Origin of the sequence: Pandoraea sp. CB10b_02 (genome assembly GCF_002216225.1) — a bacterium.
Lineage (GTDB): Bacteria > Pseudomonadota > Gammaproteobacteria > Burkholderiales > Burkholderiaceae > Pandoraea > Pandoraea nosoerga.
The window spans coordinates 30649-55895 of record NZ_NJGW02000011.1 but is presented as its reverse complement, the minus strand read 5'-3'; the positions used below and the strand labels follow the sequence as shown (position 1 = coordinate 55895).

Sequence of the window (25247 nt, the reverse complement as noted above, 5' to 3'; positions counted from 1 at the left end):
CGAACATTCCCCACGGGGAATATTTTCATCCGGACCCGATGCTATTTTTCGAGCGTGCACGGCTGCGCGTGACGCGGTGCCCCCACACCGCGGCGCTCGGGCATACATGACATATAGAACATCGGAGACAACACCTCATGGACTCATCGCTCAGCCCCCCGGCGGGCAGTGCCGCGCCCGAAGCGGCTCACGACAGCACGCGCGTGGCGGGCGCGCAGCCGGCCTCGGCGCCCTCGCTGCTCGATCGGTATTTCGGCATCACGGCGCTCGGCTCGACCGTGCGCACCGAAGTGATCGCCGGTATCACGACGTTCCTCGCGGCGATGTACATCATCGTCGTGAACCCGGCCATTCTGTCCAAAACGGGCATGGCCTTCCCCGCCGCGCTCACGGCCACCGTGCTCATCAGCTTCTTCGGTAGCTGCGCGATGGGCCTGTACGCGCGCAATCCGGTGCTGGTGGCGCCCGGCATGGGCCTGAACGCGCTGTTCGCGTTCACCATGGTGCATGGCGTGGGCATGCCGTGGCAGACGGCGCTCGGCTGCGTGTTCTGGTCGGGCATTCTGTTCGCGGTGCTCGCCGCGCTCAACGTGCGCCGCTTCGTCGTCGAAGCGATTCCGGCGAACCTGCGTTATGCGATCTCGTGCGGCATCGGCCTGTTCATCACCGTGATCGGGCTGGTCAACGCCAGGCTCGTCGTGAGCGATCCGGTGACCGTGGTGAGCCTCGCGCATCTGTCGCCGCCGACGGTCACCTTCCTCGTCGGTCTCGCGCTCACGACCGTGCTCGTCGCGCGCCGCGTGAACGGCGCGCTGATGATCGGCATTGTCGCCACCACGCTGATGGCCATTCCGATCGGTCGCCTGTGGGGCGACGGCAGCGCGTACTTCCCGAAGGAGATTGCCACGGCCACGCTGGTCAACTTTCAGGGCTTCTTCGCCGCGCCGGACTTCTCCGGCATTGGCCAGCTCGACCTGCTGGGCGCGCTGAAGGTCGGGTATCTGCCGTTCATCTTCGTGATGCTCTTCACCGCGTTCTTTGATACGCTCTCGACCTTCATGAGCATTGCCGAAGCCGGTAACATGAAGGATCGCGACGGCAATCCGCGCAACATGCGCCAGGCAATGATCGTCGACTCGTTCTCGGTGCTGATTTCGGGCCCGCTCGGCACGAGCCCTGCGAACGCCTACATCGAGTCTGCCGCCGGCATTGCGCAGGGCGGGCGCACGGGCCTCACCGCACTGGTTTGCGCGCTGCTGTTCCTGCCGTTCCTGTTCCTGTCGCCGATGCTCTCGCTGGTGCCCGCCATCGCCACCGCGCCGGCGCTGATTCTGGTCGGCGTATTCATGATGGAATCCGTCGCGCGCATCGAGTGGCACCGCATGGACGAGGCCATCCCGAGCTTCATTGCCCTGGTGATGATTCCGATTTCGTACTCGATCACCGACGGCATCGCCTATAGTTTCCTGGCGTTCGTCGTGCTCAAGCTCTTCACGGGACGCGCCAAGGAAATCAAGCCGGCGATGTGGGTCGTCGCGGCGCTGGCCGTGCTCCTGCTCACGCAAATGTAACGATAGAAGGACCCCGCAAATGTCCACCACGAACCCAGCCCGGCAAGACATGCATGCAATACGCGCGCAACTGGTCTACTTCACGCACGACCCCGCGCGCGCGTCGCTCGACGGCACGCCCGGGACCGTGCACCACACCGATGGCGTCGTCGCCTTCGGCAACGGCCGCATCGTCGCCGTGGGCGACTACGCCCGGGTCGCGCCAACGCTGCCGGCCGGCACGCCGATCGAGGATCTGCGCGACAAGGTCGTCACGCCCGGCTTCATCGACACGCACATCCATTATCCGCAAACGGACATGATCGCCTCGCCGGCGCCCGGGCTGCTGCCCTGGCTCGAGAAGTACACGTTCCCGACCGAGCGGCGCTTCGAGAATCCGGAATACGCGGCAGACGTCGCCCGCTTCTTCCTCGACGAGCTGCTGCGCGGGGGCACCACGAGCGCGATGGTGTACTGCACCGTGCATCCCGGCTCGGCCAACGCCTTCTTCGAGGAGAGCGACGCACGCAACCTGCGCATGATCGCGGGCAAGGTCATGATGGATCGCAATTGCCCCGAGTTTCTGCGCGACACCGCGCAGAGCGGCGCGCGCGACAGCGAGGCGCTCATCCAGCGCTGGCACAACAAGGGACGCCAGCTCTACGCGCTCACGCCGCGCTTCGCACCGACGTCGACCGAGGCGCAGCTGGGCGTGTGCGGCGAGCTGGCGCAGCGTTACCAGGACGTGTTCATCCAGAGCCACGTGGCCGAGAACACCGACGAGGTGGAATGGGTTCGCTCGCTGTTCCCAGGGCATCGCAGCTATCTCGACGTCTACGATCACTACAAGCTGCTGCGCAGGCGCGCGGTGTACGGCCATTGCATCTGGCTCGACGAGCACGACCGCCGCCGCATGTTCGAGACGGGTACGGTCGCGGCGCATTGCCCGACGTCGAACCAGTTCCTCGGCAGCGGCCTGTTCGACTTCGCGGCCGCCGAGGCCACGCGCATGCCGGTCACGCTCGCCACCGACGTGGGCGGCGGCTCGACGTTCTCGATGCTGCAGACAATGAACGAAGCGCACAAGGTGGCGCGCCTGTCGGGCTATCACCTCTCGGCCGAACGGATGTTCTATCTGGCCACCGAGGGCGCCGCGCACGCGCTGGACCTGCACGGCGTGATCGGCACGCTGGCCGTGGGCGCCGAAGCGGATTTCGTGGTGCTCGACCCGAAGGCGACGCCGCTGCTCGCGCGGCGCACGGCGCGAGCCGAATCGCTCGAAGAACTGCTGTTCGCGTTCGCCATGCTCGGCGACGACCGCGCCATTGCCGCTACCTACGCGGCCGGCAAACCGGTGCATCGCCGCACGGCACACTGAATGGACCACGACGTGCGAAACGGCCCCCGTCCGTTCGCCGTCGATGCTTACGCGAGGGAACTCGAATCGCCGCCTTGGCACGATGCGCGTTCCTTCGCGGTCGCCGACCGCGCGCAAGGGGCATGCGGCCGGGGATCTCCTTGGGCAGCCGCCGGCTGCCCTTTTTTCGTGCCGGGCGAAGCCCTCGAGAAGCGGCGTGAGCCCCCGCCGCCCGCACAGCGCCTTTGTCACCTTCTCGCGTGCGCTGGCAGCGCATCTCGCGTCAACGCCCGGCCGCATTTCTGCTCCGGGCGCCGTGAGTCGATGCTATAATCCGCTCCGATTCATTGGGGAGTAGCCGCCCTGCCGCAGACATCCGTCATGGGCAGGGGCGCACGTCAACAGACTTGGCCGGTTCCGGCTATGGCGTGCGCAGCCCTCGGGCCTGGCGAGACCGATGACGATGCTTCCGCCAACCGGGCCGGGATGCATGGTCATTGGCTCGCGTGTTCACGGCCCGGCGGAGATATAACAAGGTGTCCCCATTCCTCGTCTCGACCGGTGTGGTCGCGCTTGCCGAAATCGGCGATAAAACCCAGTTGCTGTCCCTCGTGCTCGCCGCGCGCTTCAAGAAGCCCGTGCCGATCATTCTCGGTATTTTCGTCGCCACGCTGATCAACCACGGCTTTGCGGGCGCCGTCGGCGAGTGGCTGTCGAGCGCCATCAGCCCCGCCATCATGAAATGGGCCGTCGTCGCGTCGTTCCTCGGCATGGCGATCTGGATTCTCGTTCCCGACAAGCTCGACGAGGAAGAAGCCGACACGCGGCGCAAGTTCGGCGTGTTCGTCACGACTATCCTCACGTTCTTCATTGCCGAAATGGGCGACAAGACGCAGATCGCGACGGTCATGCTCGCCGCACGCTATCAGGACTTCGTCGGCGTGGTCGCGGGCACCACGCTGGGCATGATGCTCGCCAACGTGCCCGCCGTGCTGGTCGGCCACAAGTTCGCCGGCCGTCTGCCGACCCGGGCCGTGCACGCGGTGGCCGCCGTGATCTTCGCCGTGCTCGGTATCGTCACGCTGCTGCAGTGAGCCGCAACGCCGACGGCAGGCACGCGCCGCCCGTGGCCGCCCCGCCCCCGGCGCACGAGCGGCGAGCCGCGCGAGCTGCCGTCCGAACGACTGTCCGAACTACTGTCCGACCTTCTGCTCGACGTTGACCGTGCGCCCGCTCGGAAACGGCAGTTGCTTGAGTGCGGCGTCGATCAGGAACGGCATGGCTGACGCGAGCGACGTACCGGCGTCGCTCGTGTTCGCCTGCACGCGATACACCTCCTTGCCGCTTGCGCGGTCGGTGAAGCGCAGTTGCAGCCCGGCCACCGCGTATGGGTAGTCGCGCTGGACATACGCCGGCGGCGCGCCGTATGGATAACCGTACCAGCCCCAGGGGCGGCCCCATGGGCCCCACGGGCCTGGCGCGAACATCGGATCGTAGACCGGCTCGGCCACGCGCATGACCTGCTGGGTGATACCGTAGGTCATGCCGATGAGGTAGTGCGCGCTCGCGGGACTCTGCTCGCGAAAGCCGTCGCCGGACAGCCGAGCCTTCAGCCATTGCTCGTAGGTCGCGTGCTCCTGGTTGTTCTGCTGCTCGGCAGTGCGCGTGAGCGCGTAGGTACGCGGGCCGTCGAAGCCTGGCGAATCGCCGAACGCGGTCACCTGACTCGTGACCGTGCTGGCACATCCGGCCAACAAGACGCTTGCGACTGCCAACGTCGCCATTGCCCATCGTTTCCACATGATCGACTGCTCCAGAGAAGGCGGCGGACGCCGAATGCGCGCCGCTCGCGCCAATTTAAGCATAGGACGGCATCTCGCGCCCCGCGTTGCCCATTTGACGTTGCCGCCGGGCCAAAATTCAGCAAATTTCCCGCGAAGCGACTCCCGAGCCGACACTCCGTTACAATTTATGAATCCTTGGCCGTCAGCAAAACACCGCCCATGCTCAGAACCGACCTCGCAGGCGTGATTCAGCGCTCCGACTATACGCCCCCGGCGTACTTGATCGACACCGTCCAACTCGACTTCGACCTCGCACCCGACGTCACCACCGTGACGAGCCGTCTGCGCGTGCGCCGCAATCCGGCCGGCGCCGGCGGCGACCTCGAGCTCGCCGGCCAGGGGCTGCAACTGGTGAGCCTGGCGCTAGACGGCAAGCCGTGGGCCGGCTACCGCGCCAGCGAGGACACGCTGAGCGTCGAGTCGCCGCCCGAGGCGTTCGAGCTCTCGCTCGTCACGCGCTGTCGTCCGCAGGAGAACACCTCGCTCATGGGGCTGTACGTCTCGGGCGGCAATTTCTTCACACAATGCGAGGCCGAGGGCTTTCGCAAGATCACCTACTTCCTCGATCGTCCGGACGTGATGGCGACCTACACCGTCACGCTGCGCGCCGATCGCGAAGCCTATCCGGTGCTGCTGGCCAACGGCAACCTGATCGACAAGGGCGACCTGCCCGACGGGCGCCACTTCGCGGTCTGGGACGACCCGTTCAAGAAGCCGAGCTATCTGTTCGCGCTGGTGGCCGGCCGGCTGGTCTGCCGCGAGGAACGCATCGTCGCGGGCGACGGCCGCGAGAAGCTGCTGCAGGTCTGGGTGCAGCCGCAGGACCTCGAGAAGACCGAGCACGCCATGCACTCGCTCATCAACTCGATCCGCTGGGACGAGGAGCGCTTCGGCCGCGTGCTGGACCTCGATCGCTTCATGATCGTCGCCGTGAGCGACTTCAACATGGGCGCGATGGAGAACAAGGGCCTGAACATCTTCAATACGAAGTACGTGCTGGCCGACGCGGCCACCGCGACCGACGACGACTTCGCCAACATCGAAGCCGTGGTGGGCCACGAGTACTTCCATAACTGGACCGGCAACCGCGTGACGTGCCGCGACTGGTTCCAGTTGAGCCTGAAGGAAGGTCTGACCGTGTTCCGCGATCAGGAATTCTCCGCCGACATGATGGGCTCCGAGTCGGGCCGCGCCGTCAAGCGCATCGACGACGTGCGCGTGCTGCGTCAGGCGCAGTTCCCCGAGGACGCCGGTCCCATGGCGCATCCGGTGCGCCCGGAAAGCTACGTCGAGATCAACAACTTCTACACGGTCACCGTCTACGAGAAGGGCGCCGAAGTCGTGCGCATGTACCAGACGCTGCTCGGCCGCGACGGTTTCCGGCGCGGCATGGACCTGTACTTCGAGCGCCATGACGGTCAGGCCGTGACGTGCGACGACTTCCGCGCCGCCATGGCCGACGCCAACCAGCGCGATCTCACGCAATTCGGGCGCTGGTACAGCCAGGCGGGCACGCCGCGCGTGAGCGTCGAGGCCGCCTACGACGAGGCCGCCCGCACCTACACCCTCACGCTCACGCAGCGCTGCCCGAAGGTCGGCGTGGAGCTGCAGGACGAAACGCTCGTCAAGCAGCCGTTCCACATTCCGTTCGCCGTCGGCCTGCTCGATCGCGACGGGCGGGACATGGCGCTGCGCCTAGCCGGCGACACGGGCGACACCCCGGCGGCCACCACCCGCGTGCTCGATTTCACGCAGGAGCGCCAGAGCTTCACGTTCGTGGACGTGCCGCACAACCCCATGCCGTCGCTGCTGCGCGGCTTCTCGGCGCCGGTCATCGTCGAGCACGAGTACAGCATCGACGAGCTCGCGTTCCTGATGGCGCACGACAGCGATCCGTTCAACCGCTGGGAAGCGGGCCAACGCCTGGCCACGCGCCAGTTGCTCGCGCTCGTCGAGTCGATTCAGCTGGGGCAACTGCCGAGCGTGGACAACTATGTGCTCGAAGCCTTCCGCCAGGTGCTGCGCGACGAGTCGCTCGACCCGGCGTTCCGCGCCCAGGCGCTCACGCTGCCCGCCGAGTCGTACCTTGGCGAGCAGATGACGGAGATCGATCCGGCGGCAATCCACGCGGCGCGCCAGTATCTGCGCCAGCGTCTGGCGGCGTCGCTCCACACCGAGTGGCTCGCGGCGTATCACAACCATCGCGTGCCGGGGCCGTATCGCCCCGATCCCGCGTCGGCCGGCGAGCGCGCGCTGAAGAACCTCGCGCTGTCGTACCTGATGGAACTCTCGGACGCCGGCGTCGCGCAGACCGCGCGCACCCAGTACGATTCGGCCGACAACATGACCGATCGGTTCGCCGCGCTCACGGCGCTCGTGCAGCGTGGCGGTGCGGCGCGCGAGGGCGACGCCGCTCACGGCCCGAACCATGCCGCCGAAGCGCTCGAGGATTTCTACCAGCGCTTCGAGCACGAGCCCCTCGCCATCGACAAGTGGTTCGCGCTGCAGGCCATGCAGCGCGGCGACGGCAGCCATTGCGTGATCGACGCGGTGCGTGCGCTCATGCGCCATCCGGCATTCACGCTCAAGAATCCGAACCGCGCCCGCTCGCTGATCTTCAGCTTCTGCAGCGGCAACCCGGCGCAGTTCCATGCGACCGATGGTTCGGGCTATCGCTTCTGGGCCGAGCAGGTGCTTGCGCTCGACGCGCTCAATCCGCAAGTCGCAGCGCGCCTGGCGCGCGTGCTCGACCGCTGGCGCAAGTACACGCCGGCACTGCGCGAGCACATGCACGCAGCGCTGGAAGACGTCTCGCGCCACGCTTCGCTGTCGAAGGACGTGCGCGAAATCGTCGAGAAGGCGCTCGCGTAAGGCTCAGGCGGCCCGGGCCTGCGCAGCGGCGAGACGCGAGCGCACCGCACGGGCTGCCGCCACCATGTTGGCGAGTGCGCCGTCGACCTGCGCCCAATCGCGCGTTTTGAGGCCGCAGTCCGGATTGATCCACAGGCGCTGCGCCGGAATGCGCGCGAGCGCCGCCTCGATGAGCTGCTCCATCTGCGCCTGCGTCGGCACCCGCGGCGAGTGAATGTCATAGACGCCCGGGCCGATCTCGTTCGGATACTCGAACGCTTCGAAGGCGCCCAGCAGCTCCATGTCGGAACGCGCCGTCTCGATCGAGATCACGTCGGCGTCGAGCGCCGCGATCGAGGGCAGAATGTCGTGAAACTCCGAATAGCACATATGCGTGTGGATCTGCGTGTCGTCGGCCACGCCGGAAGCGCACACGCGAAATGCGCGCACCGCCCACTCCAGATACGCCGCACGATCGCACTCGCGTAGCGGCAACCCTTCGCGCAGCGCCGGCTCGTCGATCTGGATCACGCGCACGCCGGCGGCTTCGAGCGCCGCCACTTCCTCGCGCAGGGCGAGCGCGATCTGCAGCGCGGTAAGCTCGCGCGGCTGATCGTCGCGCACGAACGACCATTGCAGCATCGTGACCGGCCCGCTCAGCATGCCCTTGACCGGCTTGTCGGTCAGTTGCTGCGCGTAAGCGCTCCACGTCACCGTCATCGGTTCGGGCAGATACACGTCGCCATAGATCACCGGCGGCTTCACGCAGCGCGAACCGTAGCTCTGCACCCAGCCATGCTCGGTGATTGCAAAGCCCCACAGCAGATCGCCGAAGTACTCGACCATGTCGTTGCGCTCGGCTTCGCCGTGCACGAGCACGTCAAGTCCATAGGCTTCCTGCTTTTCGATGGCCAGACGAATCTGCGCGCGCATGGTCTCCAGATAGTCCAGATGAGACATCGCGCAGCGCTTGAACTCGGCTCGGGCCGCCCGAATCTCCGGCGTCTGCGGAAACGAACCGATGGTCGTCGTAGGCAGCAACGGCAGCTTGAGCCAGGCGCGCTGCGCATGCGCGCGCACCGCATAGGGCGAGGCGCGGTGCGTGTCGGCCTCGGTGAGCGCCGCCAGGCGCTTTTGCACCACTTCATTGTGGATGCGTGGCGACGTGCGGCGTGCGGCCTGGGCGGCGGCATCGGCCGCGAACGCGGCGCACACCTCGGCGCCCGCGAATTCGGCGGCGTCGAGCGAGCGACGCAGCAGCGCGACTTCGTCCAGCTTCTGTCTGGCGAACGCGAGCCATGTGCGCACTTCCCTGTCGAGGCGCACTTCGTTGGCCAGATCGACCGGGCAGTGCATGAGCGAGCAGCTCGACGCCACCCACAGGCGCTCGCCCAGCGTTTCGGCGAGCGGCGCGAGCCGGGCGCGGGCGCGGGCCAGATCGCAGCGCCAGACGTTGCGGCCATCGACCACACCGGCCGACAGCACCTTGTCGTGGGGCCATTGCGCCGCGAATGTTTCGAGCTGCGCCGGCGCGCGCACGCCATCAACGTGTACGCCCGCCACCGGCAGCGCGGCAAGCATGGCCACATGTTCGCTCACGTCGCCAAAATACGTGGCGAGCAGGAGCGCCGGCGCGACCGGCGCCAGACGGGCATACACCGGGGCGAAGGCGCCGCGCCACGGCGCGGGCAGGTCGAGCGCGAGAATCGGCTCATCGATCTGCACCCACGCCACGCCCTGCGCCTTCAGGCGCGCGAGCACGCGTTCGTACTGCGCGAGCAGCTCGGGCAGCAGCGAGAAGCGATCGGCCAGCCCGCCCTTCTCCTTGCCGAGGAACAGCAGCGAGAGCGGGCCGAGCAGCACCGGCTTGACGTTGCGCGCTTCGTTCAGCGCTTCCTCGACTTCCTCGAACAGCCATTGCGTGCCTGCACCGAAGCGCGTCCGCGGCGAGTATTCGGGGACCAGGTAGTGGTAGTTCGTGTCGAACCACTTCGTCATTTCCATTGCGCCGTGCCGCGCGTCGCCGCGGGCGGCGGCGAAGTAGTCGGCGAGCGTCAGCGCCGCGGGGGCCGCACCGAAGCGCTCGGGCAGAGCGCCGACCAGCGCCAGCGTCGAGAGCACCTGATCGTACCAATGGAAGTCGCCCACGGTGATCCAGTCGAGCCCCGCCTCGCGCTGGGCGCGCCGGTTGGCCGCCCGGATATCGCGGCCCGCCGCCTGCAGCGTCGCGAGGTCCGTGTCGCCGCGCCAGAACGCCTCGACGGCAAATTTGAGTTCGCGCCGCGCACCGATGCGCGGCAATCCGAGTACGTGGGCCTGGGCCATGAGCGTTGTCCTTCCTGCGAGCCAGCGATGTTGCAAGGTGAATGTCATCGGGCGGTGTGCGCCAGGCTGGCAGTATCCTGGCACCCCATGTATTATTCAAACGAAAGTTTTTATCGTTTGTCATTAATTAAATTCATGCAAAGAACGCCCATCGAACTGCGTCACCTGCAGACGCTGCTCGCGCTGCGCGACACCGGCAGCGTGTCGCGCGCGGCGCTCTGGCTGCATCTCACGCAGTCGGCGCTCTCACATCAGATCAAGGCGCTGGAGGACTTCTACGGACTGCCGCTGTTCGTGCGCAAATCGTCGCCGCTGGTCTTCACGCCGGCGGGCAAGCGGCTGTTGGCGCTCGCCGAAGAGGTGGTTCCGGCCGTCGAGGAAGCGGGGCGCGACCTTACGCGGCTCGCGCAGGGCACGCAAGGCACGCTGCGCATCGCGGTGGAATGCCATACGTGCTTCGACTGGCTGATGCCGGCCATGGACGCGTTCCGGGTGCGCTGGCCGGAAGTCGAACTCGATATCGTGTCGGGCTTTCACGCCGATCCGATCGGTTTGCTGCATCAGGATCGCGCCGATCTCGCGATCATCTCCGAGCGCGAGGAAGGCGAAGCGGTCGATTTTCATCCGCTGTTCCGCTTCCAGATGGTAGCGCTCATGGCAAACGATCACCCGCTTGCGGCCAGGCCGCATCTGGACGCCGAGGATTTCCGCGACGAGACGCTCATCACGTATCCCGTGCCGGACGACATGCTCGACATCGTGCGGCAGGTGTTGCGCCCGGCGGGCATCGAACCCACGCGCCGCACCACGGAGCTCACGGTCGCGATCCTGCAGCTCGTCGCGAGCCGGCGCGGCCTGGCGGCCCTGCCGCTGTGGGCAGTGACGAGCTATCTGGAAAGGCGTTACGTGAGCGCGCGTCCGATCACGCCGCAAGGACTGACCGCGCAACTGTGGGCGGCCACGCTGCCGGCGATCACGACGCGGCCGTACATCGGCGAATTCGTCTCGCTCATGCGCGAGACCAGCCTGCTTTCGCTGCCGGAGATCGAACTGCTGTAAAGGGAAGCGGGATGCGGGGCGCGCCCCGCGTCGGATGCGAGGACTCGGGGACGCGGGGACGCAGTACAGACCCCCTCCCGCTGGCTCGCGTCGACATATCGGCGCGCGACATATCGACGCATTCGGGCGGCGATTCGGGCGGCGATTCGGGCGGCGGCGGCCCGGACCGGTCCGCGCCGCGAGAAATACGCAGCGCTTACCGGGAGATTTTCTCCAGGGCGATGTCGCGCGTGCGCGGGCCCATCAAGCCGATGGAAAGCATGACGACCAGCATGGCGCACGAGATAAACACGAACACGCCCGTCACGCCGAAGTTGCGCAGCACCGACGCGATCAGGAATGCCGTGAAGATTGCCGAGAAGCGGCTCCACGAATACACGAAACCGACGGCCCGCGCGCGGATGCCGGTCGGGAACAGTTCGGTCTGATACGCGTGGTAGCTGTACGACATGATGTTGTTCGCGAGCGTGAGCCCGATGCCCATGGCGATCAGCAGGAACGACGACGTCGCCTGCGAGAACACCAGCCCGCACACGATGCCGATGCCCGCCGTCCAGACGATCGCATGCTTGCGCTCGACACGGTCGGCCATCCACAGACCGATGAGCGGGCCGACCGGTGCGGCCAGCGCGATCACGCTCGAATACGCGAGACTCGTCGTCACCGTGATGCCCTGCTTGATGAGCAGCGTCGGCACCCAGTTGGCAAAGCCGTAGAAGCCGACCGTCTGGAAGACGTTGAACAGGATCATCATGATGGCGCGCTTGCGATACGGCGGCACCCACATGTCGCGAAACGCGCTCCTGGGCACGACCGGTTCGGGCGCGCCCGGCGCCGGCAGGGGCCGGCCGTATTCGCGTTCGACCTTCGCCTCCAGGTCGGCGAGCACCTGCTCGGCCTCGGCGAGACGCCCCTTCTGCGCGAGCCAGCGCGGGCTCTCCGGCAGTGCGCGACGAATCCACCACACGAACACGGCGCCGTGCGCGCCGATGAGCACGACCCAGCGCCATCCCTCCAGACCGAGGAACTCGCGCGGCACGAGCCAGTAGGCGAGAAGCGCGACCACCGGCACGGCGGTAAAACCCACCGCCTGCTCGCAGGCGAACGCGCGGCCGCGAATCTGCTTGGGCACGAGCTCGGCAATGTACGTGCCGATCGTCACCAGTTCCACGCCGATGCCGAGGCCCACCACGAAGCGCCAGAAGTTCACGCCCGTGGCGCTCTCCTGAAACGCCATGATGACGTTCGCGGCGGTGTACCAAAGCAGCGAGCCCGTGAACACGGCGCGGCGACCGAAGCGGTCGGCCAGAAAGCCGCAGGCGATGGTGCCGATGAAGAGCCCCGAGAATAGCGCCGCGATGAAGCTTGCCACGCCTGTCGTGCCAAACAGACCGGGCGTGGTCGGCGTCAGAATGCCGCTCTTGACGAGCCCCGGCGCCACGTAGCCGGTGTAGAGCAGATCGTAGAGCTCGAAAAAGAAACCGAGGCTGAGCAGCACCACGAGCTTCCATACGGTGCGCGTCGGCGGCAGTCGATCGAGGCGGGCGGAAATGTCGCCGGCGGTGAGGCGAGTTGCCGCGGCGGGGGCTTGCGCGGCGCGAGGCATGGAAGGCATCGAAACTTCGGGGGATGGCATGGAAATCGTCTCCGGGCCCGTCCGGTCATGGCCGAACGGCTCATTGTTCCGACGCATGGCGGGCCACGCCGGCAAGCGGTGCCGCCGGTGGGCCGGGCGTCGGTGCTACACCATGAATCGACAGGCGCGAGGCCGGCATTGTGCCACGAATGACGTCGCGTCTGTCACCTTTGCCACGTACTGCGAAAATTTGCGATGTTCATGAATAACGGCACGGTCGGCTCGCCGGCCTTCGGCGTCACGACGCCTGTCCGGCAGCCGCCCCCGCGCCCGCCTTGAGCTGATCGAAGCTCACGATGCGCCCGGCCAGCGCGCTCGCGGCCACCGTGTACGGACTGGCGAGCCACACGCTGCCCGGCCCCGAGCGTCCCGGGAAATTCCGGTTGATGGCGCTGATCGTGACCTGATCGGCCGACGTCGACTGCCCCGGTCCGCAATTCGCGCATGCGCCGCAGCCTGGCATGACGAGCGTCGCGCCGGCGGCCTCGAACGTGCGGAGATAGCCCCTGGCTTCGCAGTACGCGCGCACGTCCATCGTGCCGAACTGCAGGAAGAGCGAGCGTCCCGGGGCAACGCGCAGACCATGCGCCACGCCCCAGGCCAGCACGTCGTGATAGGCGTCGAAATCGTCGCGCTTGCCCGCCGTGCACGAGCCGCCATAGGCGATGTCGATCGGCACCGGCGCGCTCAGCTCGGCAAGCGCCACGCCATTGCCCGGGTCGCCCGGGCGCGCGAGCATGGACGTGAGCGCGCCGGCGTCGATGCGAATCACGTCCCGATAGACGGCGCCGGGGTCACTCGTCATCCACGGTTCGATGTCGAAGTCGATGCCGCGACGCGCCTTGAGGAAGGCCACGGTCTTCTCGTCGGGTGCGACGATGCCGGTGAAGCCGCCCAGCTCGGCGACCATGTTGGTGAGCGTGGCGCGCTCGTCCACGGACATCGCCCGCACTGCGCTGCCCGCGTATTCGAAGACGAGCCCGATCGCATCGCCGCGGCGAATGGCGTCGAGCCGCAGCAGATGCAGCACGACGTCCTTGGCCGTCACGCCCGCCGGCAGCTCGCCGTCGATCTCGACGCGAAGCGTCTGCGGCACCTTGCAGCGCACGTAGCCCGTCACCCAACTGTTCGCAATGTCGGTCGCGCCGGCGCCGAACGCCAGGCAGCCGAGCGCGCCCGCGTGCGGCGTGTGCGAGTCGGTGCCGATGACGATCTGGCCCGGCAGCGCGTAACGCTCGGCCATCAGCGCGTGGCAGATACCATCCGCGCCGCGCATGCCATTTGCGTCGTTCGCGTCGTTCGCGTCGTCCGCATCGTTCGCGCCGAGCTCGCCATGCGAGAGCACCGGGTAGCGCGCGACAAAGTCGCGATGGCCGCGGGCGAGGTTCGCCACGCCCGGCAGCAACCCCTTCGAGACGTGCGGATGACTCTGCGCGGCCAGCACGAGGTGATCCTGAAACGCGATGATGCGCGACGGGTCGTGCAGCGCCGCCGGCTCGCCGAATGCGCGATGCATCAGATGCGCGCACATGCCCGTGAAGTAGTCGTGCGAGAAACGCCAGTCCGCGCGCACGAACACGCCGTCGCCATGCGCGGCGCCCGGCGTCGCGGGATGCAGCCGACGCGCCATGATCTTCTCGACGAGCGTGCGCGGCGGGCCGTCGCCCGCCGGGGGCGCGGCCGGCCGTGGCGCGGGCCATTCGGCAAACTTGCTGTACGCGAGCAGGCCGCCGCTGCGGATGATCTGCTGCGTGAGGGTATCGCGCCCCTTGAGGAATTCGGTGATCGGGATGGCTTCGCCGGCCTGGATGCGCTCGAGCACGCCGAAGTCGGTCGTCGTCAGAATGCCGATGTTGTCGCAGTTCTGCTGGTAGATGCGCTCGAAGCTCTCGGCCACGATCAGCCGGATGCCGGCCGACAGCTCCGCGAGCGGACTCGATTCGCGCGACGACCCCTTGCCGTAGCGCTTGCCCGCCACCGTGATCTGGAACCCGCCGCGGCGCACGTCGTGCTCGCCGATCGGCGTCTCGTTTCCCGCTTTGAAACCGACGTAGGGATAGCGCCCGAGCCGCTCGTCATACGTGAGCATGACCGTGACCGGCGTGATCTCGTCGGTCGAGACATTGTCGCGCAAGGCGCCCGCCTGGGCGCGCGTGATCGACTCGCCGGCGAGCTGCCGGCGCACGATGCCCGGGTCCTCCGACAGAAACAGCGTGCGGCCGTCGAAACGAATGGTGTCTTCCATGCCAGTGACTCTCCTTGCGGGAAAGGATAGCCGTGGCGTTGCGGCGCCATCATGCCGTATGGGCAAGGTCGCCATGACGGATTGCGAAGCCGGACTGCGCGGTCGGAGGGCGCGAGGGGGCGCGACCGGAAAGGTGCACCGCCGGCGCGCCGGCTCGCGCTCAGGCCTTCTGGGCGAGGAAGTTCAGCAGCGTGGCGGCCGCGGCGTTGAGCGGGTCCTGCCCGGGGTACACGAGCCACAGTTGACGGTGCGCCCACTCATCGGTGAGCGGGCGCACGACCACGTCGAGCTTGCCGACATACAGCTGGCCGACCTGCTCCGGGGCAATGGCAATGCCCAGGCCCGCATGCGCCATGCGGCACAGCGCGTCGAGGCTCGACACGCGGATCTTGATGCGCAGCGACGCCCCCACCGTGCTCGCCTGCTGATGCAGCAGTTGCGTGAGCGCGCTGTTGCCCTGCAGGCCGACGAGGGTCTCGCCGACGCAGGCGGAAAATGCAATTTCCCCCGTGCGTGCGGCAAGCGGGTGCGCGGCCGGCAGAATCACCGCGAGCCGGTCGCGCCGGTAAGGCACCATCGTGAACGCCTCGATCCCGGGCACGGCATTGCAGATGCCGATGTCCACCGCGCGCTCGCCCACGCGCGCGAGCACCTCGTTGCTGTGCTGCTCGTCGAGCTCGACGTCGACCGCCGAGAACACGCGGCCGAACGCGGCGAGATCTTCCGGCAGAAACTGCACGATGGCCGACAGGTTCGCCGCGATGCGCACACTGCCGCGCGCGCCTTCGTGAAACTGGGAAAGCTCCGCGCCCAGCGACTCGATCGTGCCCAGTATGCGTTCGGCATAACGGCGCACCGTCTCGCCCACCGGGGTGACGGTAATGCCGCGCTGATGGCGCTGGATGAGCGGCAGCCCGACGATGGCCTCGATGTCGGCAATGCGCCGGCTGATCGCCGACGGTGCGATGAATTCGCGCTCGGCGGCGCGCGCCATGCTCCGCTCCTGGCAGACGGCCACGAAAAGACGCAAAGAAGTGAGATCGAGCTTGCGGAGAAGGTTTTCCATACCTGTACGGCAATACACCGGAAATGCCGGAAACGCCCGGCTGGCGCGGCCCGGCGAGGGGCACGTCTTTTGCTGGACAAACGACGAATCGACGCCTATTATACGCATCGCGTACACAGCCCTGCCGACCCGACCATGAGTGCACAGCAGACTTTCCTGCGCGACGCGATGCGCCGCCTGAACATGACCCGCGACAGCTTCGCCGAGCGCATCGGCGTTCGCCGGCGCGCCCTCGACACCTGGCTGCTGCCCGAGGACTCCAGCGAATATCGCACGATGCCGAGCATCGTGGAGAAATTCGTCGGCGAAATTCTCGGCCGCGAGGCACCGTCCGCAGAATCTACGCAAAGCGCACACAAACCGCTGCGTGAGCGCATCGGCCTCGACGGCAAGCCGCATCTGATCTCCGTGGACCAGTTCACGCGCGACTCGCTCGAGGAGCTGTTCCACGTCGCCGACATCATGCAGCCGATCGCACGCCGCCAGAAGATCTCGCGCGTGCTCGAAGGCGCGGTGCTCGGCAACCTGTTCTTCGAAGCGAGCACCCGTACCCGCGTGAGCTTCGGCGCGGCCTTCTGCCGCCTCGGCGGCTCGGTGTGCGACACGACCGGCTTCACGTTCTCGTCCATGGCCAAGGGCGAATCCATCTATGACACGAGCCGCGTGATGAGCGGCTACGTCGATGCGCTCGTCGTGCGCCACCCCGAGAAGGGGTCGGTCGCCGAATTCGCGCGCGCGACCAACATCCCCGTCATCAATGGCGGCGACGGCCCGGGCGAGCACCCGAGCCAGGCCATTCTCGATCTGTACACCATCGGCCGCGAGTTCTCGCGCCTGGGCAAGCTTGTCGACGGCGCGCACGTGGCGATGGTGGGCGATCTGCGCTACGGCCGCACGGTGCACTCGCTCATCAAGCTGCTCGCGCTGTATCGCGGCCTGAAGTTCACGCTGATCTCGCCGCCGTCGCTGGAAATGCCGACGTACATCCTCGACCAGATCTCCCAGCACGGTCACGTGGTCGTGCAGAGCCACTCGCTCGCCGATCTGACCGGCGCGGACGTCGTCTACGCCACGCGCATCCAGAAGGAGCGCTTCGCCGACGAGGCCATCGAGGGCTATACGCCGGAGTTCCAGATTAACGAAGCGCTGATCAACCAGTATTGCGATGCGCGCACGATCATCATGCACCCGCTGCCGCGCGACAGCCGGCCGGGCGCAAATGATCTGTCGACCGACCTCAATCACGATCCGCGGCTGGCCATCTTCCGCCAGACCGACAACGGGATTCCCGTGCGCATGGCGATCTTCGCGATCCTGCTCGGCGTGGACAAGCAAGTCCAGCACAGCATGCGCGACGCCGCATGGCGTGCGCCGTCACACATCGGCCCGGACGACGCCCTGTTCGACGGCCTCGACTGATCGGCGGCTCGCGCGCGTCCGAGCCACGCGCGCCTCTTCCGTCTCATTCCGGCTCATTCCGTCTCATGCTGCGCGCCCCCCCGCACTTTTCGCGGGGGCCGGCGCGTCTTTGCGAGTAAAATTGCGTCCGTATCGAAATACGAACGCTTTTTTGCTTTTTGCGGAGGCCCCTATGCGGCGCAAGACTCTTACCCAATATCTCATCGAACAGCAGCGGGAGTTCAACAACATTCCTGCCGAGCTGCGCCTGCTGATCGAAGTTGTCGCACGCGCGTGCAAGTCGATCAGCCACGCCGTGTCCAAGGGGGCGCTCGGGGGCGTGCTGGGCAGCGCGGGCAGCGAGAACGTGCAGGGTGAAGTGCAGAAGAAGCTCGACGTGATCTCCAACGAGATCATGCTCGAGGCGAACGAATGGGGCGGTCACCTCGCGGCGATGGCCTCCGAGGAAATGGAAGGCGTTTTCCACATTCCCAACCGCTATCCGCAGGGCGAATATCTCCTGATGTTCGACCCGCTCGACGGCTCGTCGAACATCGACGTCAACGTCTCGATCGGCACGATCTTCTCGGTGCTGCGCTGCCCGGACGGCGTGACCGATCCGACCGAGCAGGACTTCCTGCAGCCGGGCACGCAACAGGTTGCCGCCGGCTACGCCGTGTACGGCCCGCAAACGGTGCTGGTGCTCACGACCGGCCACGGCGTGAACTGCTTCACGCTCGATCGCGAGATGGGTTCGTGGGTGCTCACGCAGGAGAACATGCGCATTCCGGAAGACACCAAGGAGTTCGCCATCAACATGTCGAACGAGCGCCATTGGTATCCGCCGGTGCAGCGTTATATCTCGGAGTTGCTGCAGGGCAAGGAAGGCGTGCGCGGCAAGGACTTCAACATGCGCTGGATCGCCTCGATGGTGGCCGACGTGCATCGCATTCTTACGCGCGGCGGTGTGTTCATGTACCCGGCCGACAAGCGCGATCCGGACAAGCCCGGCAAGCTGCGCATCATGTATGAAGCGAACCCGATGAGCTTCCTGGTGGAGCAGGCGGGTGGCGCGGCGACCAACGGCGTGCAGCGCATCCTGGAGATCCAGCCGCAGAAGCTGCACGAGCGCGTCGCGGTGTTCCTGGGCTCGAAGAACGAAGTCGAGCGCGTGACCGGCTATCACCACGAAGCGGGCGCGAAGTAACTCGGCGCAATGCTCGATGCGTCGTCGTCGCGAGAATGGCCTACGACGCCAAATTTCTTCGCGGCGACGAAGCGCAGGAATTCCGTAATTTCAAGGATTTACGCGTGACTCACGCAGAGACAGCAAAAAATCTTTGAAAAAAGTAGTGACAAACCCAGAAAGTCTGCTATTATCTCACTTCTTCGCAGCGCCGGAGTAGCTCAGTCGGTAGAGCAGCTCATTCGTAATGAGAAGGTCGGGGGTTCGATTCCTCTCTCCGGCACCAGCGACTTGGTTCGCTGGATCTCGCGAAGTCCTGAAAACCCGCATAAGCGCTCGCTTTGCGGGTTTTTTGTTGGCTACGCGGTTTTGTTGGCTACATGGCCATCGCACGTTGTGCCCGGGCTCCCAACCGGGAGACGGAACTCCCGGCTAGCGTCCCTTCTCGTGGACGCCGTTGTCGTTGGCCCCATCCTCGTCTTCGGCCGGCTGCGCCATCCAGTCGTGATAGCCGGCAGCTCCCATCCTGCGCATGAGCGCCTCGTTGCGCTCATAGATTGTCTCGGCTTCGGGAAAGGCGTCCACGGCGCGGTCGATGCTCGCCTCGCGCAGCACGTGCAAGATCGGGTACGGCGAACGGTTCGTGTAGTTCTCCACATCCTCTGGCGCCGTGCCCTCGAACTGATAGTCCGGATGGAAGCTCGCGATCTGCAGTACGCCCTGAAGGCCCATTTGTCTGAGCAGGCGATCCGCGAAGAACAGCGCGTCGTTGTATTCGTGAAAGTCGAGCAGTGCCGACGGGAGAATCAGGAGCGTCGTATCGACGACTTCCGGGTCCGCCTCCACGAGCGCCTGCAGCTCGCGCTCCAGATCCATCATCGCCCCTTCCATGTCGGTCGCCGCGCTCACTACGTAGCGAATCTGATCCTTCACGTGCACTGCCTTCGCGAACGGGCAGAGATTGAGCCCGATCACGGCGCGCGTGAGCCAATGGCGAGTCGCGGCGATCACGGCATCGTTATCCGCTATAGCGGGGATAGCGGGGATAGCGGCGAGCCCGGCGGCGGGAGGCGTCTTGTGCGTCATGCGTGAGCATCGGAATGAATCGTCAATCCGGCATTGTAAATCGGTGAGGCACGCCATCGACATGTCCCGTCGGAGAACCTGGCCGGGCGAATCCGAAAACGGAAGTGCGGCGGCTGCCCGACCATGCCCCTTTTCGACTCCTGTGCGAACCTCGACGCCCATGCCCGATACACCTCGGATCCCATTCTCGCCGCCGAGCGGATCGGTATGCGCCCGACCAAGGGGACGCCCTGGCTCGCGCGCTTGTGGACCGCACCCGCCCGCCGGGGCGGCCCGCAAGAGCCAGGACACTCGATTGCCCTGATTGTCCGCTGCCCCTCCTCTGCGCGCATTGCCCCGCGCCTTCACAAACCTGCCGGCTCTGCGCTTCACGGATCGCCCAATGCCCTACTCCGCCTCCCTGCCTTCCACACACCCGATTTCCTCTGAAGCATCCCGCCCGCTCGAAGACGCGCGCACGCCAACCGATGCCCCGCCGAACCCGTCGAACATTCTTTCGGAAATGTCCCTCGACTACCTGCTCCGTGCCCGGCGCGCCAACCTGTTCTCGTCGCATGTGCTGCGGCGCACGCTGGCGAACACGGACACGGTTGCGGCACGCGAGCTGCGCGACGCGTGCCGGGTTGCGAACACCGGCGACGTGGAAAGGATGCTGCGCCACTTCACCGCGCTGCTGTGTACGCCGGAGCCCCGCCGCACCATCGATCAGCTGGCAGACGCCGGTATCTTCATCGCACCCTCGCGTCGGTACGGCCTCTCGCCCGAGAACGCGCGTGCGCTACTCAGCGACGAAGGGCTGCTGCTGTGGCTGCGCTTCGCGGCGGCGCCGAGCGCCTATCGCGACGTGTTCGTCGACCCGATTCTCGCGACCGACGGAGCATTGGCCGGCACCGGCGGCCTCGGCAGTCATCGCGACAGTCGCCACGGTACGCGCCCCGGCGGCAGTTCCTGCAGCGTCCACCACGCTCACCACGCCGGCGACGACACCGAGAGTCTCGACGCGAACCGCGAGCGATTCGCGACCGCGCTGCGCGTACTCGTGGCCTGCGGCCGCGACACGACGAACGACGTACCCGCCTCGGACCAGCCAGGCGACGCGCATCTCCCGCTATCGCACCTGTGCAGCCGGGTGGCGCCTGAATGGTTGCCGAAGCTGCTGGCGTTTGGCAGCGACGTCAACCAGACGAGCCACCATGGTGTCTCACTGCTCACGACGGCCCTGGCGGCGCAGGCTCTGCGCATCAAACGGCGCGACCTCGATCTGCTCGTGCCGCACGACAGCCTCTACGCGCTCGCCCTCGCGCTCAGGAACCACGGTGCGAGCCTCACTCATCGCAGCAACAGCGGCTCGCCGCCGGCCGTGCTGCTTGCGCTCAACGGCATGTGCGGCGCGGCCGAAGTGCTGCTCTCGCTCGGCGTGAGCAGCAATGCGCCCGACCGCAACGGCAATACGCTCATGCATTACTTCGCCGCCACGGCACGCACCTCGCGGCGCGCGTACTGCGCATTCGTCATGTTCACGGTGGCCCTTCGCTATGGCGGCAATCCGCATTTGCCGAACGCTGAGGATCGCACGGCGTTCTCGCTGCTGCGGCAAAGCCTGCGCGTCTATGCCGACGCGGTGCAAAAGTTGCTGATCAACGCGAGAGAAATCGCCCGGCTCACGATCGCGCGCGAGCAAGACGTTCGCCACACGAACGTGTCGCACGTCACCGCCGCGATGGCCGACGAAGCGCGGCGACTCTACTCGCTGGGATGGGACCCGCTACTGCCGCACGCCTCGCTTTTCGCGGCGGCCATTTCGCTGCGTGCGAACGGCGTGGACCTCACGCAGCGCCATCCGGACGGCATGCCGCCCGTGCTATGGCTCACGCACCACGGCTTTTGCGGTGCGGCCGAGGTGCTGCTGGCGCTCACGCGCAACAGCAACACGCCGTTTCAGAACGGCAACACGCTGCTGCATCTGCTGGCGGCCGCACCGCGTCACGGCAGGGCGTCGGCGCCCGCCGACTACATGCTCCACACGGCGCTGCGCTACGGCGGCAATCCGACACAGGTCAACGCCGCCGGCTTCTCCGCGCTCGCCGGCCTGCCCTCGGACATGGTGCGCTTTCTGCGCGCCGGCCTGGCCCTTTATCGGGGCGCGGCGCAGCAGGCCGCCCGTACCGTGTCCGAACTCTCCTGCGCCGGCGCGCCCGTCGATGCCGATTCGTTGCGACATTCCGCCGCAGACTTATAACATGCATTTTATTTGCATCTTATAATGACACCGCTGACGCTGCCGCCCCGGGTGATGATTCCATCGTGAGCGCCAGGGTGGCGGCAGACGCTCAGCGCATCGCAGATCGTCCGGGTTACGGAGACCGGGCCGCGATGCGTGTGCAGTCACCCACAATCGCGCCATAAAAGATGCATTTTATTTGTATCTTATATCACAGGAGTCTTGCCATGCTTTCCGCCGCTTCCCGCCCCTACATCGATGCGAGCGTGCCCGTGCTGCGCGAACATGGTCTCGCGATCACGCGTCACTTCTACGCGAGCATGTTCGAGGCGCAGCCGGAGTTGCGTCACCTTTTCAATATGGGCAATCAGGCCAACGGCGCCCAGCAGCAATCGCTTGCGTCGGCCGTGTTCGCCTACGCCGCGAACATCGACAACGCCGCCGCGCTCGGGCCGGTGCTCGAGCGCATCGTGCACAAGCACGTCTCGGTCGGCATCACGCCCGCGCACTATCCGATCGTCGGCCGCCACCTGCTCGGCGCCATCAAGGACGTGTTGGGCGAGGCCGCCACGCCGGAACTCATCGCCGCCTGGGACGAAGCCTACTGGCGGCTCGCCGGCGAGCTGATCGCAGCCGAAGCGCGTCTGTCCGAGCGCACCCGGGCGCCGCTGGGCACGCTGCGCGAGCTGGTCGTGGCCGACGTCGACCGCGAGACCGATCACATCGTGTCGTACTACCTGCGCACCCCCGAGGGCGGCTCGCCGGGCGACTTCGCGCCGGGCCAATACGTGAGCGTCTCGGTCACGCTGCCCGATGGCCTGCAGCAGCGCCGCCAGTACAGCCTTTCGGACGCGCCGGGCGCCCCGCACTGGCGCATCACCGTCAAGCGTGAAGACGCCGGCGAGACCAAGCCCGCCGGTCAGGTCTCGAACTGGCTGCACGCCCATCTGAAGGCCGGCGAGCGCATTATGGTGAGCCCGCCCTACGGCGAATTCACCACGACGCTCGACGCTGCTCATCCGCTTGTGCTGCTCAGCGCCGGCGTGGGGGTCACGCCGATGATGTCGATGGTGGCCACGCTGGCCGCCAAGGGCTCGCGCCGTGAAATCGTGTTCGCCCACGCCGCGCGCGACGGGGCGCACCTCGCATTGCGCCGCCATCTGGCGTTCGCCGCGAAGGCGCTGCCGAACCTGCGCACGGTGACCTTCCTCGAGACGCCGCTGCCGACCGATCGCGAAGGCGTCGACTACACGTTCGCCGGCCTGATGGACATCTCGCGCCTCGCGCTGCCGGCCAACGCCGACTACCTGCTGTGCGGCCCCGTGCCGTTCATGCAGACGCAATGGCGCGCGCTGCGCGACGCCGGCGTGCCCGCCGAGCGCCTGCATCGCGAAGTCTTCGGCCCGGACGCGCTCGACCACCTGCTGTAAGGCACGCTCACCGCCAGCGCGCTGACGCATCAACGGCAAAGGCCCCAAATGAGAACGGGGCCTTTGTTCTTGCGTGACGCGGGTCCGGTGGTGCGCGTCAGTCGATCAGGGCGCCCGAAGGGTCGTAGAACGGATGCGCGCCGCCGGCATCGTCGACGAACGCCAGATGCGAGACCAACCCCGTCTGCGGCGTGAACCGATGCAACTGGAACGCGGGCGGATCGAGCACCCAGGCCGAGGGTCCGCCCTCGCGCAGATCGAGCGCCACCTGGTGCGCGGGCGAAGGACATACGCTCGCGATGGTTCCGGCAAAACGCGTATGGATCGGCCGATGCACGTGGCCGCAAATCAGCCGCTCGACGTTGCCGTAACGGCGCACGAGCGCGGCCAGCTTCGCGGCGTCGCCCGCATCGAGCGCCTGAACGTCCATGTGTTCGATGCCGCACGCGAACGGCGGGTGGTGCATGGCGATCACCGTGGGCGTTGCCGTATCGCTCGCGAGCGTTGCGTCGAGCCACTGCAGGCGTTCGTCGCACAACTTGCCGCCGCCCTTGGGCGGGTCCTGCGTATCGAGCGCCACGAGCCGCAGCGGCCCGAACATCGCCGTGTACTGCACGAACTCGCCGGGCCGGCCGAGGTACGTGTGCTCGGGAAACACTTCGCGCAGCGCGTCGCGCCCGTCGTGATTGCCGATGACCAGGTAGTACGGGATTTGCAGCGGGGCGAGCAGGCAACGCAGATGCTCGTACTCCTCGCGCGCGCCGAAGTCGACGAGGTCGCCGGTGAGCACCACGAAGTCGGGGCGCGGCAAGAGCGTGTTCAGGCGCGCCACGCAGCGCTCGAGATAGGCGGCGGTATCCACGCGCCGATAGGCCAGCTTGCCGGGCCGTTTGATGTGAAGGTCGCTGATTTGCGCGAACAGCATGAGCGGTTATCCGTGAAGCGAAAAAACGTGAGCGGCGGGCAGCGACAGGCCCACCCGGTCGCCGACGCGGCACTCGCGACGGCTGGGAATCTCGACGAGCACCGTGCCGGCCGCGGACACGCCGCTCAGCGTGAGCCGCGTGCGCTCGCCGAGGAACTGCACGGCCTCGACGCGCCCCGAGAGCGAAGCCTCGTCGGCGGACACGACAACGGCGTCCTCGGGGCGGAAATACAGCTCCTCCACGCCGGGACGCATGTCGGGGCAGGAAAGCCGTCCGCCCTCCAGATGAAAATGCCCCTCGCGCCACACGCCCGCCAGACGATTGAGCGTGCCGACGAAGTTCGCCACGTGGCGCGTGGCCGGCTGGTAATAGATGTCGCGCGGCGCGCCGATCTGCTCGATGCGCCCGGCGCTCATCACCACGATGCGATCGCCCAGCGCCATCGCCTCGTCCTGGTCGTGCGTGACGTATACCGTGGTCACGCCAAGGCCGCGCAGCAGGCGGTCCATGTCGGCGCGCACCGTCTCGCGCAGCTTGGCGTCGAGCGCGGTGAGCGGCTCGTCGAGCAGCAGCACGCGCGGCTCGGGCGCCAGCGCACGCGCGAGCGCCACACGCTGCTTCTGGCCGCCCGAGAGCTGCGCGATGGCGCGATCGGCGTAGGGCGTGAGATGCACGAGGTCGAGCAGTTCGTCGACCCGCTTGCCGATCTGCGCGGAGGGCAGTCCGCGCAGCTTCAGGCCATACGCCACATTGCCGCGCACGGTGAAGTTGGGAAACAGCGCGTAGTTCTGGAACACCATGCCCACGCGGCGTTTTTCGATGGGCAGCCGCGTCACGTCCTCGTCGCCGAAGCGCACGCGCCCGCCGGCGTCGGGCCGCTCCAGGCCGGCGATCATGCGCAGCGTGGTTGTCTTGCCGCACCCCGACGGGCCGAGCAGCACCAGCGTCTCGCCCGCGCCGATCGTCAGATCGAGCGGCTGCAGCACGGTGTTGCCATGAAACGTCTTGGCACAGCGTTCGAGATGAATCGGGATGGAAGTCAGTTTCATCGTCACTCCTTGCATTCGG

The 25247-nt window shown here is 66.8% G+C and carries 17 protein-coding genes, 1 tRNA gene and 1 riboswitch; of the genes, 10 read left to right on the top strand and 8 right to left on the bottom strand.

The genetic code is table 11. The annotated features are described in order from the left end of the window. Positions 1 to 137: 137 nt before the first annotated feature. The 3 genes from CDN36_RS13675 to CDN36_RS13665 all read left to right on the top strand — a co-directional run bounded on the left by CDN36_RS13675 (position 138) and on the right by CDN36_RS13665 (position 4001). Positions 138 to 1571 (top strand): NCS2 family permease, encoded by a 1434-nt coding sequence (locus tag CDN36_RS13675; protein WP_287496987.1) that lies wholly within the window; start codon positions 138 to 140, stop codon positions 1569 to 1571. A gap of 19 nt (positions 1572 to 1590) precedes the next feature. Continuing rightward, positions 1591 to 2928, top strand: coding sequence for a guanine deaminase (guaD, locus tag CDN36_RS13670; protein ID WP_150555213.1), 1338 nt, complete (start codon positions 1591 to 1593; stop codon positions 2926 to 2928). A 316-nt stretch (positions 2929 to 3244) separates the two neighbouring features. Further along, a riboswitch (yybP-ykoY riboswitch) is annotated at positions 3245 to 3429 on the top strand. A 14-nt stretch (positions 3430 to 3443) separates the two neighbouring features. After that, positions 3444 to 4001: a TMEM165/GDT1 family protein gene (locus CDN36_RS13665; protein ID WP_287496986.1), complete on the top strand. Its 558-nt coding sequence runs from the start codon at positions 3444 to 3446 to the stop codon at positions 3999 to 4001. A 99-nt stretch (positions 4002 to 4100) separates the two neighbouring features. Here the strand turns inward: CDN36_RS13665 and CDN36_RS13660 are convergent, their stop codons facing one another. Beyond that, positions 4101 to 4691, bottom strand: a complete 591-nt coding sequence (locus tag CDN36_RS13660) for a DUF4136 domain-containing protein (protein ID WP_174966335.1) — start codon at positions 4689 to 4691, stop codon at positions 4101 to 4103. Between the two features lie 219 nt (positions 4692 to 4910). Here CDN36_RS13660 and pepN point away from each other — a divergent pair, with 219 nt between their 5' ends. Then, entirely contained in the window at positions 4911 to 7622 is a 2712-nt protein-coding gene (pepN, locus tag CDN36_RS13655) for an aminopeptidase N (RefSeq protein ID WP_150555216.1), read from the top strand. A 3-nt stretch (positions 7623 to 7625) separates the two neighbouring features. On the opposite strand, the gene metE is transcribed toward pepN, so the two are convergent. Further along, a complete protein-coding gene (metE, locus tag CDN36_RS13650; protein ID WP_287496985.1) occupies positions 7626 to 9926 on the bottom strand; it encodes a 5-methyltetrahydropteroyltriglutamate--homocysteine S-methyltransferase in 2301 nt (766 codons plus the stop codon). Between the two features lie 135 nt (positions 9927 to 10061). Between metE and CDN36_RS13645 the strand changes: the two genes are divergently transcribed. After that, positions 10062 to 10985 carry a LysR family transcriptional regulator gene (locus CDN36_RS13645; protein WP_150555218.1) on the top strand — a complete coding sequence of 308 codons (924 nt, stop codon included), beginning with the start codon at positions 10062 to 10064 and terminating at the stop codon, positions 10983 to 10985. 196 nt (positions 10986 to 11181) lie between these two features. Here CDN36_RS13645 and CDN36_RS13640 read toward each other — a convergent pair whose 3' ends face one another. The 3 genes from CDN36_RS13640 to CDN36_RS13630 form a co-directional block, all read right to left on the bottom strand. Next, positions 11182 to 12600: an MFS transporter gene (locus CDN36_RS13640; RefSeq protein WP_287496984.1), complete on the bottom strand. Its 1419-nt coding sequence runs from the start codon at positions 12598 to 12600 to the stop codon at positions 11182 to 11184. 259 nt (positions 12601 to 12859) lie between these two features. Further along, a complete protein-coding gene (locus tag CDN36_RS13635; RefSeq protein ID WP_287496983.1) occupies positions 12860 to 14866 on the bottom strand; it encodes an aconitase family protein in 2007 nt (668 codons plus the stop codon). Between the two features lie 160 nt (positions 14867 to 15026). Then, positions 15027 to 15932, bottom strand: a complete 906-nt coding sequence (locus CDN36_RS13630) for a LysR family transcriptional regulator (RefSeq protein WP_150555221.1) — start codon at positions 15930 to 15932, stop codon at positions 15027 to 15029. A gap of 135 nt (positions 15933 to 16067) precedes the next feature. Here CDN36_RS13630 and CDN36_RS13625 point away from each other — a divergent pair, with 135 nt between their 5' ends. The 3 genes from CDN36_RS13625 (at position 16068) to CDN36_RS13615 (ending at position 18802) form a co-directional block, all read left to right on the top strand. Next, complete coding sequence (locus tag CDN36_RS13625; RefSeq protein ID WP_150555222.1) at positions 16068 to 17351, top strand: aspartate carbamoyltransferase; 1284 nt, start codon at positions 16068 to 16070, stop codon at positions 17349 to 17351. A gap of 172 nt (positions 17352 to 17523) precedes the next feature. After that, entirely contained in the window at positions 17524 to 18537 is a 1014-nt protein-coding gene (locus CDN36_RS13620; protein ID WP_150555223.1) for a class 1 fructose-bisphosphatase, read from the top strand. A 189-nt stretch (positions 18538 to 18726) separates the two neighbouring features. Then, positions 18727 to 18802: transfer RNA gene (locus tag CDN36_RS13615), tRNA-Thr, on the top strand. A gap of 146 nt (positions 18803 to 18948) precedes the next feature. Here the strand turns inward: CDN36_RS13615 and CDN36_RS13610 are convergent. Next, complete coding sequence (locus CDN36_RS13610) at positions 18949 to 19554, bottom strand: DUF1415 domain-containing protein (RefSeq protein WP_287497022.1); 606 nt, start codon at positions 19552 to 19554, stop codon at positions 18949 to 18951. 550 nt (positions 19555 to 20104) lie between these two features. On the opposite strand from CDN36_RS13610, the gene CDN36_RS13605 reads away from it, so the two are divergent. Further along, entirely contained in the window at positions 20105 to 21841 is a 1737-nt protein-coding gene (locus tag CDN36_RS13605) for an ankyrin repeat domain-containing protein (RefSeq protein ID WP_287496982.1), read from the top strand. A 209-nt stretch (positions 21842 to 22050) separates the two neighbouring features. After that, positions 22051 to 23253: a globin domain-containing protein gene (locus CDN36_RS13600; RefSeq protein ID WP_150555229.1), complete on the top strand. Its 1203-nt coding sequence runs from the start codon at positions 22051 to 22053 to the stop codon at positions 23251 to 23253. A gap of 97 nt (positions 23254 to 23350) precedes the next feature. Here CDN36_RS13600 and CDN36_RS13595 read toward each other — a convergent pair whose 3' ends face one another. Both CDN36_RS13595 and CDN36_RS13590 read right to left on the bottom strand, forming a co-directional pair. Continuing rightward, entirely contained in the window at positions 23351 to 24178 is an 828-nt protein-coding gene (locus tag CDN36_RS13595) for a phosphodiesterase (protein ID WP_287496981.1), read from the bottom strand. 6 nt (positions 24179 to 24184) lie between these two features. Beyond that, entirely contained in the window at positions 24185 to 25228 is a 1044-nt protein-coding gene (locus tag CDN36_RS13590; protein WP_150555231.1) for an ABC transporter ATP-binding protein, read from the bottom strand. Positions 25229 to 25247 lie beyond the last annotated feature (19 nt).

What these genes read in the sequence shown, in the direction of transcription:
- CDN36_RS13675 (WP_287496987.1), top strand. Translation starts at nt 138, where the DNA reads ATGGACTCATCGCTCAGCCCCCCGGCGGGCAGTGCCGCGCCCGAAGCG.
- guaD (WP_150555213.1), top strand. Translation starts at nt 1,591, where the DNA reads ATGTCCACCACGAACCCAGCCCGGCAAGACATGCATGCAATACGCGCG.
- CDN36_RS13660 (WP_174966335.1), bottom strand. Translation starts at nt 4,691, where the DNA reads ATGGCGACGTTGGCAGTCGCAAGCGTCTTGTTGGCCGGATGTGCCAGC.
- pepN (WP_150555216.1), top strand. Translation starts at nt 4,911, where the DNA reads ATGCTCAGAACCGACCTCGCAGGCGTGATTCAGCGCTCCGACTATACG.
- metE (WP_287496985.1), bottom strand. Translation starts at nt 9,926, where the DNA reads ATGGCCCAGGCCCACGTACTCGGATTGCCGCGCATCGGTGCGCGGCGC.
- CDN36_RS13645 (WP_150555218.1), top strand. Translation starts at nt 10,062, where the DNA reads ATGCAAAGAACGCCCATCGAACTGCGTCACCTGCAGACGCTGCTCGCG.
- CDN36_RS13640 (WP_287496984.1), bottom strand. Translation starts at nt 12,600, where the DNA reads ATGCCTTCCATGCCTCGCGCCGCGCAAGCCCCCGCCGCGGCAACTCGC.
- CDN36_RS13635 (WP_287496983.1), bottom strand. Translation starts at nt 14,866, where the DNA reads ATGGAAGACACCATTCGTTTCGACGGCCGCACGCTGTTTCTGTCGGAG.
- CDN36_RS13630 (WP_150555221.1), bottom strand. Translation starts at nt 15,932, where the DNA reads ATGGAAAACCTTCTCCGCAAGCTCGATCTCACTTCTTTGCGTCTTTTC.
- CDN36_RS13625 (WP_150555222.1), top strand. Translation starts at nt 16,068, where the DNA reads ATGAGTGCACAGCAGACTTTCCTGCGCGACGCGATGCGCCGCCTGAAC.
- CDN36_RS13620 (WP_150555223.1), top strand. Translation starts at nt 17,524, where the DNA reads ATGCGGCGCAAGACTCTTACCCAATATCTCATCGAACAGCAGCGGGAG.
- CDN36_RS13605 (WP_287496982.1), top strand. Translation starts at nt 20,105, where the DNA reads ATGTCCCTCGACTACCTGCTCCGTGCCCGGCGCGCCAACCTGTTCTCG.
- CDN36_RS13600 (WP_150555229.1), top strand. Translation starts at nt 22,051, where the DNA reads ATGCTTTCCGCCGCTTCCCGCCCCTACATCGATGCGAGCGTGCCCGTG.
- CDN36_RS13595 (WP_287496981.1), bottom strand. Translation starts at nt 24,178, where the DNA reads ATGCTGTTCGCGCAAATCAGCGACCTTCACATCAAACGGCCCGGCAAG.
- CDN36_RS13590 (WP_150555231.1), bottom strand. Translation starts at nt 25,228, where the DNA reads ATGAAACTGACTTCCATCCCGATTCATCTCGAACGCTGTGCCAAGACG.